The 14,822-nt window shown below is 71.0% G+C and carries 14 protein-coding genes; 5 read left to right on the top strand and 9 right to left on the bottom strand.

The window, feature by feature from the left end; all coding sequences use genetic code 11:
* Positions 1–21: 21 nt before the first annotated feature.
* Positions 22–585 carry a hypothetical protein gene (locus ACWGJ5_RS18340; RefSeq protein ID WP_453310695.1) on the top strand — a complete coding sequence of 188 codons (564 nt, stop codon included), beginning with the start codon at positions 22–24 and terminating at the stop codon, positions 583–585.
* A gap of 64 nt (positions 586–649) precedes the next feature.
* Here ACWGJ5_RS18340 and ACWGJ5_RS18335 read toward each other — a convergent pair whose 3' ends face one another.
* The 4 genes from ACWGJ5_RS18335 to ACWGJ5_RS18320 all read right to left on the bottom strand — a co-directional run bounded on the left by ACWGJ5_RS18335 (position 650) and on the right by ACWGJ5_RS18320 (position 6,119).
* Positions 650–1,774 (bottom strand): GuaB3 family IMP dehydrogenase-related protein, encoded by a 1,125-nt coding sequence (locus ACWGJ5_RS18335; protein WP_228621179.1) that lies wholly within the window; start codon positions 1,772–1,774, stop codon positions 650–652.
* Positions 1,775–1,933: 159 nt separating this feature from the next.
* Entirely contained in the window at positions 1,934–3,442 is a 1,509-nt protein-coding gene (guaB, locus tag ACWGJ5_RS18330; protein ID WP_453310694.1) for an IMP dehydrogenase, read from the bottom strand.
* Between the two features lie 162 nt (positions 3,443–3,604).
* Positions 3,605–4,192 (bottom strand): sigma-70 family RNA polymerase sigma factor, encoded by a 588-nt coding sequence (locus tag ACWGJ5_RS18325; RefSeq protein ID WP_228621181.1) that lies wholly within the window; start codon positions 4,190–4,192, stop codon positions 3,605–3,607.
* Positions 4,193–5,507: 1,315 nt separating this feature from the next.
* The gene (locus tag ACWGJ5_RS18320; RefSeq protein WP_003948568.1) at positions 5,508–6,119 is read right to left on the bottom strand and encodes a response regulator transcription factor; all 612 of its coding nucleotides are present in this window, start codon (positions 6,117–6,119) and stop codon (positions 5,508–5,510) included.
* Positions 6,120–6,499: 380 nt separating this feature from the next.
* Between ACWGJ5_RS18320 and ACWGJ5_RS18315 the strand changes: the two genes are divergently transcribed.
* The gene (locus ACWGJ5_RS18315) at positions 6,500–6,829 is read left to right on the top strand and encodes a WhiB family transcriptional regulator (protein WP_351210476.1); all 330 of its coding nucleotides are present in this window, start codon (positions 6,500–6,502) and stop codon (positions 6,827–6,829) included.
* 228 nt (positions 6,830–7,057) lie between these two features.
* Here the strand turns inward: ACWGJ5_RS18315 and ACWGJ5_RS18310 are convergent, their stop codons facing one another.
* Positions 7,058–7,957: a LysR family transcriptional regulator gene (locus ACWGJ5_RS18310; RefSeq protein WP_453310693.1), complete on the bottom strand. Its 900-nt coding sequence runs from the start codon at positions 7,955–7,957 to the stop codon at positions 7,058–7,060.
* Positions 7,958–8,037: 80 nt separating this feature from the next.
* Between ACWGJ5_RS18310 and ACWGJ5_RS18305 the strand changes: the two genes are divergently transcribed.
* From ACWGJ5_RS18305 to ACWGJ5_RS18295, 3 genes are all read left to right on the top strand, one after another.
* The gene (locus tag ACWGJ5_RS18305) at positions 8,038–8,706 is read left to right on the top strand and encodes an MOSC domain-containing protein (protein ID WP_453310692.1); all 669 of its coding nucleotides are present in this window, start codon (positions 8,038–8,040) and stop codon (positions 8,704–8,706) included.
* Positions 8,707–8,933: 227 nt separating this feature from the next.
* A complete protein-coding gene (locus ACWGJ5_RS18300) occupies positions 8,934–9,707 on the top strand; it encodes an SDR family NAD(P)-dependent oxidoreductase (protein ID WP_453310691.1) in 774 nt (257 codons plus the stop codon).
* Positions 9,708–9,784: 77 nt separating this feature from the next.
* The gene (locus ACWGJ5_RS18295) at positions 9,785–10,492 is read left to right on the top strand and encodes an ester cyclase (protein WP_453310690.1); all 708 of its coding nucleotides are present in this window, start codon (positions 9,785–9,787) and stop codon (positions 10,490–10,492) included.
* Between the two features lie 75 nt (positions 10,493–10,567).
* On the opposite strand, the gene groL is transcribed toward ACWGJ5_RS18295, so the two are convergent.
* From groL to ACWGJ5_RS18275, 4 genes are all read right to left on the bottom strand, one after another.
* On the bottom strand, positions 10,568–12,193 hold the full coding sequence (gene groL / locus ACWGJ5_RS18290) for a chaperonin GroEL (protein WP_453310689.1): 1,626 nt from the start codon (positions 12,191–12,193) through the stop codon (positions 10,568–10,570).
* A 121-nt stretch (positions 12,194–12,314) separates the two neighbouring features.
* The gene (gene groES, locus ACWGJ5_RS18285; protein WP_039652762.1) at positions 12,315–12,623 is read right to left on the bottom strand and encodes a co-chaperone GroES; all 309 of its coding nucleotides are present in this window, start codon (positions 12,621–12,623) and stop codon (positions 12,315–12,317) included.
* 363 nt (positions 12,624–12,986) lie between these two features.
* The gene (locus ACWGJ5_RS18280; RefSeq protein WP_453310688.1) at positions 12,987–13,844 is read right to left on the bottom strand and encodes a polysaccharide deacetylase family protein; all 858 of its coding nucleotides are present in this window, start codon (positions 13,842–13,844) and stop codon (positions 12,987–12,989) included.
* Complete coding sequence (locus ACWGJ5_RS18275) at positions 13,841–14,776, bottom strand: polysaccharide deacetylase family protein (protein ID WP_453310687.1); 936 nt, start codon at positions 14,774–14,776, stop codon at positions 13,841–13,843. Before ACWGJ5_RS18275 ends, ACWGJ5_RS18280 begins: the two co-directional genes overlap by 4 nt.
* Between the last annotated feature and the right edge of the window lie 46 nt (positions 14,777–14,822).

Genomic DNA, 14,822 nt, shown 5'->3' with positions numbered 1-14,822 from the left:
CATCTCGGGGGGATTTCTGTCATGAGCCAGTCAGCACCACCGCCGCAGCCGCCCACGTCCGGCCCGGCCGACGCCAACCCGTACGCCCAGCAGGCCCCGGCCGGTGCGCCGTACCCGCCGCAGCCGGGCGCCCACGCGCCCCAGCCCGGCGCCTTCGCCGCACCGGTGCCGCCCGCGCCGGCCCGGAACAACCTCGTCCTGGGCCTGGTCGCCGCGGTCGTCGCCGCCGTGGCCGCCGCCGCGCTCTACGGCCTCATCATCGGCGCCACCAAGCACGAGATCGGCTACGCGGCCGTCGGCGTCGGCTTCGTCGTCGGCGTCGCCGCGGGCAAGGCCGGCGGCCGCAACCCCGTCCTCCCGATCGCCGCCGTCGTCCTGTCCCTGGCCTCGGTCTACTTCGGCCAGCTGGTGGGCGAGGCCATGATCGGCGCCAAGGCGACCGGCCTCAGCTTCTCCCAGGTCTTCTTCGACCACTTCGACATCGTGCAGAAGGCCTGGAAGGAAGAAGCCGACCCGCTGACCTTCCTCTTCTTCGCCATCGCCGGGTTCGCCGCGTTCTCCGGCACCAAGAAGGCCGCCGCGTAACGCCTTCCCGCAAGCGGCAGGGCCCGGCCACCTCTCGGTGGCCGGGCCCTGTGCGTCGTACGCGTCAGCGGCGGTGCTGGCTGTCGGCGACGGTCACCTCGACCCGCTGGAACTCCTTCAGCTCGCTGTAGCCGGTCGTGGCCATCGCGCGGCGCAGGGCGCCGAAGAAGTTCATCGAGCCGTCCGGGGTGTGGGACGGGCCGGTGAGGATCTCCTCGATGGTGCCGACCGTGCCCAGGTCGACCTTCTGGCCGCGCGGCAGCTCCTCGTTGACCGCCTCCATGCCCCAGTGGTGGCCCTTGCCGGGCCCGTCCGTGGCGCGGGCCAGCGGGGAGCCCATCATCACCGCGTCGGCGCCGCAGGCGACCGCCTTGGGCAGGTCGCCGGACCAGCCGACGCCGCCGTCCGCGATCACGTGCACGTACCGGCCGCCGGACTCGTCCATGTAGTCGCGGCGGGCCGCGGCCACGTCGGCGACGGCCGTGGCCATCGGGACCTGGATGCCCAGCACGTTGCGCGTGGTGTGGGCGGCGCCGCCGCCGAAGCCGACCAGGACGCCGGCCGCGCCGGTGCGCATCAGGTGCAGGGCCGCGGTGTAGGTGGCGCAGCCGCCGACGATCACCGGGACATCCAGCTCGTAGATGAACTGCTTCAGGTTCAGCGGCTCGTGCGAGGACGACACGTGCTCCGCCGAGACAGTCGTACCGCGGATGACGAAGATGTCCACGCCCGCGTCCACGACCGCCTTGGAGAACTGGGCGGTGCGCTGCGGGGAGAGCGCGGCCGCCGTGACCACGCCGGAGTCGCGCACCTCCTTGATGCGCGCGCCGATCAGCTCCTCCTTGATGGGCGCCGCGTAGATCTCCTGCAGTCGACGGGTCGCCCGCTCGACGGGCAGCTCGGCGATCTCGTCCAGCAGCGGCTGCGGGTCCTCGTACCGCGTCCACAGGCCCTCGAGGTTGAGCACGCCGAGGCCGCCGAGCTCACCGATGCGGATCGCGGTGGCCGGGGAGACGACGGAGTCCATGGGAGCGGCCAGGAAGGGCAGCTCGAAGCGGTAGGCGTCGATCTGCCAGGCGATCGAGACCTCCTTCGGGTCCCGCGTACGGCGGCTGGGGACGACGGCGATGTCGTCGAAGGCGTACGCCCGGCGGCCGCGCTTGCCGCGCCCGATCTCGATCTCAGTCACGTCTCTAGGCCTTTCCCTATGCGTTGCAGCGCCTTCCAGTATCGCTGACGGGTACGACAGAAGCCCTCCGCGGGGACGACAACGGCGGCCCCGGTGCTCCGGGACCGCCGCTGCTCGGTCTTCACGCGCGCGTGGATGCGCGGTCGTACTGCCTGAGAGCTACTTCTTGCTGCTGTAGTTCGGCGCCTCGACCGTCATCTGGATGTCGTGCGGGTGGCTCTCCTTCAGACCCGCCGAGGTGATCCGCACGAACCGGCCGCCCGCCTGCAGCTCCGGCACGGTCCTGCCGCCGACGTAGAACATCGACTGGCGCAGACCGCCGACCAGCTGGTGCACGACGGAGGACAGCGGGCCGCGGTAGGGCACCTGGCCCTCGATGCCCTCGGGGATCAGCTGCTCGTCGGAGGCGACGCCCTCCTGGAAGTAGCGGTCCTTGGAGAAGGACCTGCGGTCGCCACGGGTCTGCATGGCGCCCAGCGAGCCCATGCCGCGGTACGACTTGAACTGCTTGCCGTTGATGAACAGCAGCTCGCCCGGGGACTCCTCGCAGCCCGCGAGCAGCGAGCCGAGCATGACCGTGTCGGCGCCCGCGACCAGGGCCTTGGCGATGTCGCCGGAGTACTGCAGACCGCCGTCGCCGATGACCGGGACCCCGGCCTCCTTGGCGACGAGCGCGGCCTCGTAGATCGCGGTGACCTGCGGGACACCGACGCCGGCGACCACGCGCGTGGTGCAGATGGAGCCCGGCCCGACACCCACCTTGATGCCGTCGGCGCCCGCGTCGACCAGGGCCTGGGCGCCGTCGCGGGTGGCGATGTTGCCGCCGATGACGTCGACGCCGGAGGAGTTCGACTTGATCTTGGCGATCATGTCGCCGACCAGCCGGGAGTGGCCGTGCGCGGTGTCGACCACGATGAAGTCGACGCCCGCCTCGATCAGGGCCTGGGCGCGCTCGAAGGCGTCACCGGCCACGCCGACCGCCGCACCGACCAGGAGACGGCCCTCGGCGTCCTTGGCGGCGTTCGGGTACTGCTCGGCCTTGACGAAGTCCTTGACGGTGATCAGGCCCTTGAGGATGCCCGCGCCGTCGACCAGCGGCAGTTTCTCGATCTTGTGCTTGCGCAGCAGCTCCATGGCCTCCGGGCCGGAGATGCCGACCTTGCCGGTGACCAGCGGCATCGGCGTCATGACCTCGTGCACACGGCGGGCGCGGTCGCTCTCGAAGGCCATGTCACGGTTGGTGACGATGCCGAGGAGCCTCTTGTCGCCGTCGGTCACCGGGACGCCGCTGATGCGGAACCTGGCGCACAGCGCGTCGGCCTCGGCGAGCGTGGCGTCCGGGTGGATGGTGATGGGGTCGGTGACCATGCCGGACTCGGAGCGCTTCACCAGGTCGACCTGGTTGGCCTGGTCCTCGATGGAGAGGTTGCGGTGCAGCACGCCGACGCCGCCCTGGCGGGCCATCGCGATGGCCATGCGGGACTCGGTCACCTTGTCCATGGCCGCCGACAGCAGCGGGATGTTGACCCGCACGTTCTTGGAGACGTACGAGGCGGTGTCGATCTCGTCGGGTGCCATGTCCGACGGGCCCGGCAGCAGCAGCACGTCGTCGTAGGTCAGCCCGAGTGTCGCGAATTTTCCGGGCACTCCGTCGACGTTGGCAGTCATGACACTTCCCCAAATGGCCTTGATCGGTGCGGATGTCCATGCTAACGGGGAGCACGGCTAGCAAATTCCACGGTATGGGGTGACTTCAGGCTTCGTATGTTCGTACGGAAGCGGAGCATGCCTGCTCACCGAAGGGAGCTGCAGACGCTTCTCACAAGGGCGTTACTGCTCGGCGAGCGCGCGCAGGCGGCTCAGTGCCCGGTGCTGGGCGACCCGGACCGCGCCGGGTGACATTCCCAACATCTGCCCCGTCTCCTCTGCGGTCAAGCCCACGGCGATGCGCAGCAGGAGCAGTTCGCGCTGGTTCTCGGGGAGGTTGGCGAGCAGCTTCTTGGCCCACTCGGCGTCGCTGCTGAGCAGGGCGCGCTCCTCGGGGCCGAGGGAGTCGTCGGGCCGTTCCGGCATCTCGTCGGAGGGCACCGCCGTCGAACCCGGGTGGCGCATCGCGGCACGCTGCAGGTCGGCGACCTTGTGGGAGGCGATGGCGAAGACGAACGCCTCGAAAGGGCGGCCGGTGTCGCGGTAGCGGGGCAGCGCGAGCAGGACGGCGACGCAGACCTCCTGTGCGAGGTCCTCGACGAAGTGACGCGCGTCGCCGGGCAGCCGGGACAGCCGGGTACGGCAATAGCGCAGCGCCAGCGGGTGGACATGGGCGAGCAGGTCGTGCGTGGCCTGCTGGTCCCCGTCGACGGCGCGATGGACGAGCGCACCGATCGCCCCGTGGGCCGTGCCCGCCTCGTCGTCGCGCATCGGTCCATGGTGCCTTGTGGCCGTCCGGTCCGTCGCATTGTGCTCGTGGTTGTGCACTGAAGCGTTATGAGCAGGTGCGCCGGCACTCATCTCCTGCGCCCTCCCCTTCCGCTCGACCGACTCGTCCCCGAGAGACTCCACACCTCAAGGATGCGGCATCCGCGACGAAACGAGCAGCGCGCGTCCGCCGGACCGACCCGTACGCCGCCCTCCGAAGCGCCCTGCGGAGCCGTACGCCGGGGGCGCGGACAGCCCGACCGTGTACGTCCCGGGCCTCACCGGGCGGCGCCGACCACGGGTGTTGCGGGAGTGGATCTCCGTTCACGCGCCCGGCCGACCGCCTGCCGCCCGGCTCCTCGGGTGTGACCGGGTCCACCTCTCGACGGCGCGTCACGGCCGCTTCCACGGGCAACGGGAACCCCCGTCCGGGCCTTTCACCGGCACCCACCTCCCAGAGTCACGGGACCACCTCTTCGAGCGGACCGGGACCATGACCGGGACGCGTCGATACGACACCGGAGCCGAGGCACGCACCCGTGCCCCACGCCTGGGAGGCGCGTGGTCCATGGGGTGACCGTCGCCCACACGGCAAGCTGGACAGGACGCGCCCGGCCATGGCCGCCACGCTTCGCACCGGCGACCGTTCCCTACACAGCGCATGGGCGCCAGACGCCCCAGGGCGGGCGACCACGCCGCGCAACGCTGGACAGGGCATGCCCCGCCCATGGCAGCCACCCCCGCGCCGGCGACCGTGCCACGCACAGCACACGGACACCGCGCCCCGCAGGGCGATCGTCCACACCGCGCGCGGTCGTCCGCCGCGCGCGGCAATGCTGCGCAGGACGCGTCCGCCCACGGCCGCCACGCACCGCAACGCTGGACAGGGCATGCCCCGCCCATGGCAGCCACCCCCGCACCGGCGACCGTGCCACGCACAGCACACGGACGCCACGCGCCGCAGGGCGATCGTCCACACCGCCCGTGGCAGTGCCGGGCAGGACGTGCCCGTGCCGCAACGGAGCCGCAGTGCAGTTCCGCGTACGCGCGCGTGCCAGTGCCGCCTCGGGACCGACGGCGCCGCCGGAGGGCGCGCGGTCGTCCGGCCCCGCGCGGTGCCGAGGCGCGGCGCTTCGGCGCCTGAGCCCGGCGCGGTGCCGTACGTGCGTCGCGTTCGGGTCGGCAGTCGGCCCGGGGGCTCCCCGAAGGGGCCGGTGGGACATCGCGCTGCTGCCCGGGGAGGCGGATATGCGTCCGGCTCCGGGAGTGGCACCCGGCGCCGGACCGGCCCCGCCCGCCCCGCAGGGCCGGGCACTGTCTACCGGACCAGTCCCCAGCGGAAGCCGAGCGCCACGGCGTGGGCCCGGTCCGAAGCCCCGAGCTTCTTGAACAGGCGCCGCGCGTGCGTCTTGACGGTGTCCTCGGAGAGGAACAGCTCGCGGCCGATCTCGGCGTTGGAGCGGCCGTGGCTCATGCCCTCCAGGACCTGGATCTCGCGCGCGGTGAGCGTGGGCGCGGCGCCCATCTCGGCCGAGCGGAGCCGCCGCGGGGCCAGCCGCCAGGTCGGGTCGGCGAGGGCCTGCGTCACCGTGGCGCGCAGCTCGGCGCGCGAGGCGTCCTTGTGCAGGTAGCCCCGGGCACCGGCGGCGACCGCGAGGGCCACGCCGTCCAGGTCCTCGGCGACGGTGAGCATGATGATGCGCGCGCCGGGGTCGGCGGACAGCAGACGGCGCACGGTTTCCACGCCGCCCAGGCCGGGCATGCGCACATCCATCAGGATGAGGTCGGAGCGGTCGGCGCCCCAGCGGCGGAGGACTTCCTCGCCGTTGGCCGCCGTCGTCACGCGCTCGACACCGGGCACGGTCGCGACCGCGCGGCGGAGCGCTTCTCGGGCAAGCGGGGAGTCGTCGCAGACGAGGACGGATGTCATGACCGCCCTCCGCAGCTGATGCGCGTCACCTTGAGCCTCCAGGCTGGTACGGAATCGTCACCTGTGCGGTCGACCGTCTCGGACGCCTGCCCGAGCTCTTGTGTTTTCAACCGCCTCCGCACTCTCAACGACGGTCACTCGAAAGAGTTACGGGGCTACGTGCCGTCTTCGGCACTCTACGTGAGGGCCTCGACACGGTGCAGACACGACCAACAGACCCTCAACTTTTCATCACAACCGTGCCCCGTTTGGCCCTTTTTCTTCCCGTTTCGCGGTGTCCGAGGCTAGATTCGCAATGAGTCATATTTTCATCTCCTTAGACCGGAGATGTACGGTCGTTGGCACCGTATCCGCTCAGAACGGCTACAAGGGGTCACGTAATGGCAGATTTCTCCCGCCTTCCCGGACCGAACGCGGACCTGTGGGACTGGCAGCTGCTGGCTGCCTGCAGGGGCGTGGACAGCTCGCTCTTCTTCCACCCCGAGGGCGAGCGCGGGGCGGCTCGGAGCGCTCGCGAGAACTCGGCCAAGGAGGTCTGTATGAGGTGCCCTGTCCGCGCGGAGTGCGCGGCGCACGCGCTGGCGGTACGTGAGCCGTACGGCGTGTGGGGCGGCCTGACCGAGGACGAGCGTGAGGAGTTGATGGGGCGCGCGCGCAACCGCCTGGTGACGGCTTCGGCCGCCGGCGCGGACACCGCCCCTAACCACTGAAGGAACGTTTTTGCACCCACAGACCACCGGGTGCACCCATCCCCTCCACCAGGGCACGCCGCCTCTCCACGTGCGTGCCCTTGACTCTGGCGCCGCCCGCACCTGGGGCGTGACCTGTCTCCGGTCGTACGGCACCGGGCCGGATGCCCGTCGCACCCCGCGTACTCCCGGCCGCGCCCGACCACCCGGACGGACCCGAACCTCCAGCCGTCGGCCGGACTCGATCCGCTAGCCGCGCCCCGCCGCCCGGGCCAGCTGTTCCAGCGTCGCCGCCACGGCCGGCACCTGCGCCAGGTCGGGCAGGGTGAGGGCGACGATCTCGCGCCGGACCACCGGCTCCAGCCGCACCGTGCGCACCCCCCTCGGCCGTACCGACTCCACCGCCAGCTGGGGCAGTACGGCGACACCCAGGCCCGCGCCGACCAGGCCGGCCACCGCGGGATAGTCGTCCGTGGCGAAGTCGATGCGCGGGGTGAAACCGGCCCCCTCGCACACTTCGACCAGCTGGCCGCGGCAGCGCGGACAGCCCGCGATCCAGGGCTCCTGGGCCAGCTCGCCGATGGCGACGTTCTCCGCGCGCGCGAGCCGGTGCCGCTCGGGCACCAGCGCCACCAGCCGGTCCATCAGCAGGGGCCGTACTACGAGGTCGTCCCAGTCCTCCGTGACCGCCGCGCCCTCGTAGCGGAAGGCCAGGGCCAGGTCGCAGTCGCCCTCGCGCAGCAGCTCGACGGATGTCGGGGGTTCGGCCTCCTCCAGGGAGACGCGGGTGCCGGGATGGGCGGCGCGCAGGGCGGCCAGGGCGGTGGGGACCAGGGTGGAGCTGCCGCTGGGGAAGGAGACCAGCCGCACCCGGCCGGCGCGCAGGCCCGCGATGGCGGCGACCTCCTCCTCGGCCGCGGTGAGCCCGGCGAGGATGCCGGAGGCGTGCCTGACCAGGGCTTCGCCGGCCTGGGTCAGCCGCATCTCGCGGCCGCTGCGCACCAGCAGCGGCGTGCCGACCGAGGCCTCCAGGGCCTTCATCTGCTGGCTGACGGCGGGCTGGGTGCAGCCCAGTTCGCGCCCCGCCGCCGAGAAGGAACCGGTGGCGGCGACGGCGCGCAGGACGCGGAGATGACGGGCCTCGATCACCCCTAAAGCATAAGCGCAGCTTGGGGATGGTGCGCGATATTCGCTCGACGCTTTGAGGTGCGGTCCCGTACCGTGCGGTCATGAAGCTTCTCTCGGTCAATCTGGGTCGCCCGCAGCCAGTGCCGTACACGGACCAGGCGGAGGGCGTGACGGGCATCGACAAGAAGCCGGCCGACGGGCCGGTGCGGGTGGCGGCGCCAGGCCCCAAGGGGATCGGCGGGAGCGGGCTGGCCGGGGACGCGGTGTGCGAGCTGCGGCATCACGGCGGGGACGACCAGGCGGTGTACGCCTTCGCGCGCGAGGACCTGGACGACTGGGAGCGCGAACTCGGCCGATCGTTGGCCAACGGTTGCTTCGGGGAGAACCTGACCACGGACGGCCTGGACGTCTCCGGCGCGCTGATCGGCGAGCGCTGGCGGATCGGTTCCGGGGTGGTCCTGGAAGTGACCTCGGGCCGGATCCCGTGCCGCACCTTCCAGGGCCATCTGGGCGAACGCGGCTGGGTCAAGAGGTTCACACAGAAGGGCGCAACGGGTGCCTACCTCCGGGTGATCGAACCGGGTGAGATACGGGCGGGCGATCCGATCGAGATCGTTCACCGGCCGGACCACGGGGTGACGGCGGCGCTGCAGTTCCGCGCGGTCACCACCGAGCGGGAGCTGCTGCCGCGGCTGCTCGCGGCGGGCGAGGCGCTGCACCCGGAGACACTGGCGAAGGCCCGCAAGTACATGGCGGAGCAGGCGGGCTGAGCGGTCGTCACCCACGAGCGCGGCGAGCTGGCCGGGCCGAACGGGCCCAACGGGAGGTCCGGGACGCCCGGTGCGGGAGGGGGCGTACGCCGCGCAAATCCGCCCCCTTGAGGGCCCCGCGCAGCCCCGTGCGCCTCGTCGCACGGGCCGTCGCCCCGCCCCGCGCGGGCCAACTCCCGTGTCGGAGGGCAGCGGACGCGCTCGCTCCGGGTCACTAACCTTGGGTCATGACAACGGCTCTGATTACGGGATCGACCGCGGGAATCGGTGCCGCGTTCGCGCGGCGGCTGGCGGCTGACGGGCACGACCTCGTCCTGGTGGCCCGGGACGCCAAGAGGCTGCGCGAACAGGCGACCGAACTGCACGACCGGCACGGCATCGAGGTGGAGGTGCTGAGCGCCGACCTGGCCGAGGACAAGGGCATCGAGGCGGTGGCCGACCGCCTCGGCGACCGGAAGAACCCGGTCGACCTGCTGGTCAACAACGCCGGCTTCGGCAACAAGGGCCGCTATCTGGACGTGGCGCTGGCCGACGAGCTCAAGATGCTCAAGGTGCACTGCGAGGCGGTGCTCCGGCTGACCTCGGCGGCGACCGAGGCGATGCGCGAGCGGGGCCGGGGCGGTGTCGTCAACGTCGCCTCCGTGGCCGCATTCGTCCCGCGGGGCACCTACGGCGCCTCCAAGGCCTGGGTCGTGCAGTTCACGCAGGGCGCGGCGAAGGACCTGGCCGGCAGCGGTGTCCGCCTGATGGCCCTGTGCCCCGGTTTCGTGCGCACCGAGTTCCACCAGCGGGCCGGGATGGGCACGGACAACATCCCCGGCTGGATGTGGCTCGACGCCGACAAACTCGTCGCGGCGGCCCTGTCCGACCTGGCCCGCGGCAAGTCCCTGTCGATCCCCGACCCCCGCTACAAGGCGCTGATGGGCCTGGTGAAGGTCACCCCGCGGGGACTGCTGGGCGGGATCACGTCGAAGACGGGGCGCAAGTACGGGCCGCAGTAGCGGACGGGTGGCGCTGCCGTCCCGGTGCGAAAATGAGCGTGACACAGACCGGGCCAGGGGGGCCGGGAGGCGGCGTCATGACCTTCGTACAGCTCATCGAGTGCAGGACGAGCCGGCTGGACGAGATGAACCGGCTGATGGACGACTGGGTCGCGCAGACCAAGGGGAAGCGGACCGCGACGCACGCGCTGGTCGGCAAGGACCGCTCCGACGCGTCGCACATCGTCGAAGTGGTGGAGTTCCCGTCGTACGAGGAGGCGATGCGGAACTCGAAGCTCCCGGAGACCGACCGGATCTTCCAGGAGATGGTCGCCCTGTGCGACGAGAGCCCGACGTTCACCGATCTGGACGTCGTGCGGGACGAGCGGCTGGCCGAGGGTACGGTGCGGCGGTTCTTCGCGGCGCTGCAGACCTCCGGTGAACTGCCGCCGCTCAACGACCTGCTGGACGAGGACATCCACAGCCACGATCCGGTGAACCCCCAGGACACCATCGGGCTGGACAACGCCCGCAGCGAATTCCGGATGTGGCGCGGGGGCTTCGGCTTCACGTTCACGCTCGAGGACGTGCTCACCCAGGGCGACCGGGCCTGCGCACGGTGGACCTGGAACGCCACGCACCACGGCGACTTCCTCGGCATCCCACCCACCGGCAGGCAGGTCACCATGACCGGGTTGACGCTGTTCCGCCTCACGGACGACGGCAAGATCGCCGAGATGTGGTGGCAGCACGACCAGCTGGGCCTGATGCAACAGCTGGGCGCGCTCGACGAGTTGGAGCAGTAGAGGGAGCATGTCCCGCACAGGGCGAAGGCCCGGCTCCCCCGCGGGAAACCGGGCCTTCGTGGTGAGCGTTCGGGCTCAGTGGGCGTGGCCGTGGCCGTGGCCCGCGGCGGCCGGCTCTTCCTCTTCCTTCTTCTCGACGACCAGGGTCTCGGTCGTGAGCAGCAGGGAGGCGATGGAGGCGGCGTTCTCCAGGGCGGAGCGGGTGACCTTCACCGGGTCGATGACGCCGGCCTTGACCAGGTCGCCGTACTCGCCGGTGGCGGCGTTGTAGCCCTGCCCCTTCTCCAGGTCCTTGACCTTGGAGACGATGACGTAGCCCTCCTGGCCGGCGTTCTCGCCGATCCAGCGCAGCGGCTCGACCACGGCGTTGCGGACGACCGCGACACCGGTGGCCTCGTCGCCGGTCTTGTCGAGGTTGCCCTCGAGGACCTTGGAGGCATGCACCAGGGCGGAGCCACCACCGGAGACGATGCCCTCCTCGACCGCGGCGCGGGTCGCGGAGATGGCGTCCTCCAGACGGTGCTTCTTCTCCTTCAGCTCCACCTCGGTGGCGGCGCCGACCTTGATCACGCACACGCCGCCGGCCAGCTTCGCGAGGCGCTCCTGGAGCTTCTCGCGGTCCCAGTCGGAGTCGGTGTTCTCGATCTCGGCCTTGATCTGGGCGACGCGGCCGGTGAGGTCCTCCTGCTTGCCGGCACCCTCGACGATCGTGGTGTCGTCCTTGGTGACGGTGATGCGGCGGGCGGAGCCGAGCACGTCGATGCCGACCTGGTCGAGCTTGAGGCCGACCTCCTCGGAGATGACGGTGGCGCCGGTGAGGATCGCCATGTCCTGCAGCATCGCCTTGCGGCGGTCGCCGAAGCCGGGGGCCTTCACCGCGACGGCGTTGAAGGTGCCGCGGATCTTGTTGACGACCAGGGTCGACAGGGCCTCGCCCTCGACGTCCTCGGCGATGATCAGCAGCGGCTTGGAGGCGCCGGCCTGGATGACCTTCTCCAGCAGCGGCAGCAGGTCCTGGATGGAGCTGATCTTGCCCTGGTTGATGAGGATGTACGGGTCGTCGAGGACGGCCTCCATGCGCTCCTGGTCCGTCACGAAGTACGGCGACAGGTAGCCCTTGTCGAAGGCCATGCCCTCGGTGAAGTCCAGCTCCAGACCGAAGGTGTTGGACTCCTCGACGGTGATGACACCGTCCTTGCCGACCTTGTCCATCGCCTCGGCGATGAGCTCGCCGACCTGCTGGTCCTGGGCGGACAGCGCGGCGACGGCGGCGATGTCGGACTTCTCGTCGATCGGGCGGGCCGAGGCGAGCAGCTCGTCGGAGACGGCCTTGACGGCGGCGTCGATGCCCTTCTTCAGGGCGGCCGGGGAGGCGCCGGCGGCGACGTTCTTCAGGCCCTCGCGCACCAGCGCCTGGGCGAGCACGGTGGCGGTGGTGGTGCCGTCACCCGCGATGTCGTTGGTCTTGGTCGCCACCTCCTTCACCAGCTGCGCACCGAGGTTCTCGTACGGGTCCTCGATCTCGACCTCGCGGGCGATCGTGACACCGTCGTTGGTGATGGTGGGGGCGCCGAACTTCTTGTCGATGACGACGTTGCGGCCCCTGGGGCCGATCGTCACCTTCACCGTGTCGGCCAGCTTGTTGACGCCGCGCTCGAGGGCGCGACGGGCGTCCTCGTCGAACTTCAGGATCTTCGCCATGACAGCGGGAGCCCTCTCGGAATCTATGGGTGGTAAGACAACTGCGCCCCGGGCGCCCGGCTTCTTTATCGGTCGCGGGGGCCAGGGGCGCAGCTCAGGAGCAAAAGAATGCTCGAGGTGACTACTTCTCGATGATCGCGAGCACGTCGCGAGCCGAGAGGACGAGGTACTCCTCGCCGTTGTACTTCACCTCGGTGCCGCCGTACTTGCTGTAGAGGACGACGTCGCCGACCTTGACGTCGAGCGGAAGGCGCTCGCCGTTCTCGAACCGGCCCGGGCCCACGGCGAGGACGGCGCCCTCCTGGGGCTTCTCCTTCGCGGTGTCCGGGATGACCAGGCCAGAGGCCGTGGTCTGCTCGGCGTCCAGCGGCTGGACCACGATGCGGTCCTCGAGCGGCTTGATGGCAACCTTGGAGCTGGCGGTCGTCACGATCCGACCTCCCCCTTCGGAGATCTCACGGGGTTAACTGTCTGAGGTGGCGACCAGGTCGATCCGTCGTCGCGGGTGCCGGACCTGCCCGTCGCTTTGTTGGCACTCTCCAGGGGGGAGTGCCAGAGCCGAGACTATGACCGCGATTAGCACTCGGTCAAGCGGAGTGCCAATGCCGTGCGGCGCGTCGGCCGAAGATCTGTCTCCCGGCTGCTTTCCGGTGGGCCTGTGTCGCCCCGCCGTCCTGGCGGGCTGCCGCCCCCAGACCCCCGCTGTCGGGCCTTCGGCCCTCGTCCTCGAACTCCCCCGGAGGGGGCATCCCCGGACGGGCTGACATGTGCCGGCCGGCACCGGAAAAGTGCTCTACAGATAGTCCTCCAGCCTCCCCACCGTCAGCCCCCTCTGCTGCACCCTCCGCAGCAGCCTCGCCGTGCGTTCCCGCCGGCTCGGGCCCGCCGTCTCGTCCGGGCCGACCAGGACGATGTCGCCGGGGCGGAGGTGGTGCTCGCCGTGGGTGTAGACGAGCTCGGTCGGGGTCATCGCGGCGCGCCAGAGGACGACCGTGGAGATGCCGCAGCGGGCCGCCGCGCGCAGGGTGTTGGTGTCGTACGCGCCGTACGGCGGGCGGAAGAGGCGGGGGTGCAGGCCGAGGCGCGCCCTGAGCCTGTCCTGCTGGCCGCAGATCTCGGCGCGCTGCCCGGCGTACGGCAGTCCGGCGAGCGCGCGGTGGTCGAGGGTGTGGTTCTCGATGCCGGCGCCGAGCCCGTGCAGGCGGGCGAAGTGGCCGTAGCCGGGGCCGGCGACGCTGTCGGTGAGGAACATGCTGACCGGCAGCCGGAGTTCGCGGACCATGGCGACGAAGCGGGGGTCCTTCTCGGCGCCGTCGTCGTAGGTGAGGAAGACGACCCGGTCGCGGGTGGGGACGTGGTCCAGGACGCGGGGCAGGGCACGGTCACCGGTCTGCGGGCCGAGCGGGAGGGCGCGGGCGGCGGGCTGCGGCGGGCGGGCGAGAGGCTCGGTCAGGCCCCAGCGGCGGTAGGTCTGGTCGGGGGCGGCCCCGTGCGGGCGTACCCCCTCGGCCGCCTTCTTGCCGAGGCGTTCGATGGGGTCGACGGACTGGGCGCAGCCGGTGAGGAGGAGGGCCGAGGCGAGGAGCGCGCCCGAGTACCGGCCCGGACGCCGCCCGCGGCCCGCTCTCCCGTGCCCCGCCCCCGGCCTCACAGGTAGTCCTCCAGGCGGGCCACGGCGTATCCCCCGCGCGTGACCTTGTTCAGGAAGCGGCGCATGTCGTCGATCATCGTGCCGTTCCAGTCGGAGCGGCCGCGGAAGTGGGTGAGGACGATGTCGCCGCGGCGCATCTTCTGGTCGTCCTCGCGGTACTCCCAGTGGTCGACGTAGACCTCCTCGTTCCAGATCGGCGCGTACTTGATGCCGCAGGCCTTGGCGGCGCGCAGGGTGTCCTGGTCGTAGTTGCCGTAAGGGGGCCGGAAGACCGTCGGGCGCCTGCCGAACTGCTTGTTCATGATGTCCTGCATGCCGCAGATCTCGTCCTTCTGGTCCTCGTAGGACAAACCCGGCAGGTAGGGGTGGTGCAGGGTGTGGTTGTTGAGGGTGTGGCCGTAGGACTGCATCGCGCGGAAGTAGCCGTAGTCGTCCTTGACCAGGTAGTTGCTGAGGAAGGCGGTGTAGGGGATCTTCAGGTCCTGCATCATCCGCAGGAACTTCGGGTCCTTCTCCGAGCCGTCGTCGATGGTGAGGAAGACGATCTTCTTCTTGGTGGGGATCGTGGTGAAGACCGGGGGCAGGTCCCAGTCCTCCTGGTGGTCGACCTCGAAACCGGCCCGGGCGGTGATCTCCGGTTTGGTCCTGGGCGGCGGGGGCGGCGTCAGCGGCACCCGGGCCAGGCCCCAGCGCCTGGCGGCGGCGACCAGGCGGGCGTGTTCGGCGGCCCGGCGGGCATGTTCGGCGGCCTGGCGGTCCTGGGGGCTCAGGACATGCGCGGGGCCGCCCTGGGCGGGGACGGGGCGAGTCGTGTCGGTGGAGCCTGCGCAGCTGGACAAAAGTGTGGACCAGGCCAGCGCGGCGGCTCCGCAGCCGAGGGTGAGACGCCCACGACGAGACCGATTTTTATCGTTTTGTACGACTACTCGCATAGTGCCGGATCCTCCCAGGGCAGGACCCGGAGCCCGGGCCGACACC

The organism is Streptomyces sp. NPDC054783 (assembly GCF_053611725.1).
The sequence above is the reverse complement of the archived record's forward strand: the minus strand, read 5'-3'. Positions and strand labels throughout refer to the sequence as shown.